Origin of the sequence: Saccharicrinis aurantiacus (assembly GCF_947489045.1) — a bacterium.
In the GTDB taxonomy this organism is placed as follows: domain Bacteria; phylum Bacteroidota; class Bacteroidia; order Bacteroidales; family Marinilabiliaceae; genus Saccharicrinis; species Saccharicrinis aurantiacus.
Genome location: NZ_CANLCN010000045.1, coordinates 1 through 2,713, shown reverse-complemented (window position 1 = coordinate 2,713; position 2,713 = coordinate 1). Strand labels below are relative to the sequence as shown.

At 29.9% G+C, this 2,713-nt stretch carries 3 protein-coding genes and 1 pseudogene; 1 reads left to right on the top strand and 3 read right to left on the bottom strand.

Annotated features, from left to right (window positions below; translation table 11 throughout):
* A pseudogene (locus QMO11_RS22020) lies at window positions 1–98 on the top strand (IS982 family transposase); the annotation flags it as partial.
* 7 nt (window positions 99–105) lie between these two features.
* Here QMO11_RS22020 and QMO11_RS21765 read toward each other — a convergent pair.
* From QMO11_RS21765 to QMO11_RS21755, 3 genes are all read right to left on the bottom strand, one after another.
* Complete coding sequence (locus QMO11_RS21765; RefSeq protein ID WP_282040063.1) at window positions 106–432, bottom strand: hypothetical protein; 327 nt, start codon at window positions 430–432, stop codon at window positions 106–108.
* Window positions 433–697: 265 nt separating this feature from the next.
* On the bottom strand, window positions 698–1,522 hold the full coding sequence (locus QMO11_RS21760; protein ID WP_282040062.1) for a hypothetical protein: 825 nt from the start codon (window positions 1,520–1,522) through the stop codon (window positions 698–700).
* Between the two features lie 10 nt (window positions 1,523–1,532).
* Window positions 1,533–2,318 carry a hypothetical protein gene (locus tag QMO11_RS21755; RefSeq protein ID WP_282040060.1) on the bottom strand — a complete coding sequence of 262 codons (786 nt, stop codon included), beginning with the start codon at window positions 2,316–2,318 and terminating at the stop codon, window positions 1,533–1,535.
* Window positions 2,319–2,713: the final 395 nt, after the last annotated feature.

The following is a 2,713-nucleotide window of genomic DNA, read 5'->3' as shown; positions in this document are numbered from 1 at the left end:
ATCTAATCGCAGGTTTAATAGCATATCATTTCTTACCTAAGAAACCCTCTTTAAATATAGACATCATAGATAATGACAATATTAATAAGGCTGCTTAGATCGAACTCACGTAATATTAAATAATTTTGATTCTTGTGAGTAATCCTCATATTGTATACCGTCAAGAAAAGTTTTACTGTTGGGAATTACTTTAATTGTAGAATACGGAAAATTCGGAGGTTTATTTAATATATTAATTGTAACAGAATTGACCTCACTCGTTTGATTAATGTTGCCTTTTTTATGAAAAGTTATGGTGTCCTCTCCGCAAATTGATACGCTATTTTCATGCTTTAATAAATAAGATTTTTCGTAAAATCCATTACTATTCATGCAGCTACATTGCTCATCTATTATTCCATAGTTTGAGTTTTTATACTTAATTGATTGCATACAAAAAATATTATAGTTATCAATTAAGAATGAATCTTTAAAAAAAAGGTAATGTTCACCATTTTGGGTCTTATAAATTCCATCAGTATTTGCTTCTGAATTATTAGCTCTAAAAATTATTGCAATAATTATCAGACTGAAAAATAGAATCTTATTTTTGCTTACGAACATATCTATTTGCACCATAATCATATTCTACATTTCCATACTTTAATCCATACCTAGGTAATTACTTAGTAGCCTTAATTCTCGGAGTTGGAGTATCTTAATAATATAGTTTATCGTGAATCCATAGAGGATACTGATCTTTTGTGTATTGAACCTCAATACTATGTATTGGGTCGTAAGAAATATCGTCTGTTGTACCGTTATGGTGTACAAAAAATATTAGTTCCTCCAATGTAAAATTACAAATATTGGCAGCCTCCCCATAAATAGAATACCATCCTAGTCCTTTTTCAAAGCCTTTCTTAAGGATTGGTATAGAGCTGGCATAAGCCCTAGACTCTCCTTTATACCAATAATATATTTTTCTAGTATCTAAATTTCCATTGAGACTATAAGTTCTTATGATATCTCTAGCATTATAATTTAAACCCAATGAGCTCACATTATCCATTATATATACATCTTTTGAGAATTGCAAGAGCAATATATAATATGGGTTGTCACATCTATTCACCATATATCCATTCCCTAAAACAGGAAGTCCATCTGTTTGTGCCCTATAATAGTAAGTGTATAGAATATATCTTTTATTATTATGATAATAAAAATAAAAGTTAATTTTATACCCATTTATGATGTACCCTTGAATTTTTAGTACCCTATTATCTTTATAATAAATTTTAAATTGATCTTTATTACCTATGTTAGTGTATTTGTTATTAATAAAATTAAATTCAGAAGCAGTTATTACAGTATCGTGAATTGTTTGAGTTTTTTTTGCGGAATCTTTATGAAGTTTATTTAAAATAGAATTAAAAAAAAGACTATCAGCTTCTAATTCATTCTTTAATAACACCTTAGAAGATTGGCTAAATGAAAATATATTTATACTCAATAATATCCCTATTAATAGTGGTTTCATAAGTTTACTTTTATGGTTTATCTATAATTTTAAGATCATCAATTTTAACTTTTAATTGCTTATTAGGTTTGCTTATACCTGAACTCTCCCCTAACATATCTAAGGGTTCTAATTTTAATGCATTACCCCCTTGAATTCTCTCAAACCACAAGTTATTTTTTTGGCCTTTTATCGACCCCTCCTTAACATAAATAGTTTCGGGTTTTAATCTCTCTTCGGCTGTTAAACCTGGCATTTCTGACGCAAATTTGTTTTTACCACTCAATATACTAGAAGTTCCCATATTTACATAGATACTTATAGACCCCTTTATAAATTTTGCAAGTTCGGGTAATAGTTGATCATTATTCCCTGCTTCGCATGCCGTAAAAATCAGATTACCTCCCGTTTTAATTAAACTTGCAGCATCTTCAAGTTCCTTATAGCGATCGTACCTGCGCTTATGAGAATTAATCATTATACCTGTATTATAATTAGCTAGTTCACTAGCTGTAATATCATATGTTGATTGTTTGGGATCTAATTTGATACTACCTTTTTTACTACCGTGAGATCTAATAATAAGTTCACTTATTCGATTCTTCCCAACGTATTTTTTTAATAAAATATAAGCCTCGGGAAATTTAGTGGCTGCGATAACTTTATAATACCTTAAGCTCCCATTTGTTTTATTAAGGTGATCAACGACTGCCTTTATTTTTACGATTACGATAATAACTTTGTCTCTAGGCGTATATTTTATTTCTTGGGTTGAGATATTTCCCACTTTAGGATGTGTTAGTTCTAAAAAGGCCATGCTACATTTGTTCTATTACAGTTAGTACTAAAGTTTCGGTATTAGATCTTATGATCAAGTTTTCTATTGTATCGTTAGCTAACTTGATTCCATTATATACAAAATCAGCTTTATTATCGTATAAACTTAAAGACACTTCATCCCCAATCATCCCTTTTGTAATTATATTAATTTTAATTTTATCTCCAATATCATAACTGTCAATTCTAATATCATTTAAATTTGTCAAATAGCACTCAACCCACTCGGGTTCTTGTACAGGCTCATCGTCTACAGGTCCAGGGCCAAAAGCCTTATCGTTAGGGGTTATGTCGGTAACTTTCCCAGATTCAAGAACCTAGCGCAACAAATTAATATTTTAAATTTGTTGTTATGAATGGAAAAAACTACACACG

What these genes read in the sequence shown, in the direction of transcription:
- QMO11_RS21765 (WP_282040063.1), bottom strand. Translation starts at nt 432, where the DNA reads ATGCAATCAATTAAGTATAAAAACTCAAACTATGGAATAATAGATGAG.
- QMO11_RS21760 (WP_282040062.1), bottom strand. Translation starts at nt 1,522, where the DNA reads ATGAAACCACTATTAATAGGGATATTATTGAGTATAAATATATTTTCA.
- QMO11_RS21755 (WP_282040060.1), bottom strand. Translation starts at nt 2,318, where the DNA reads ATGGCCTTTTTAGAACTAACACATCCTAAAGTGGGAAATATCTCAACC.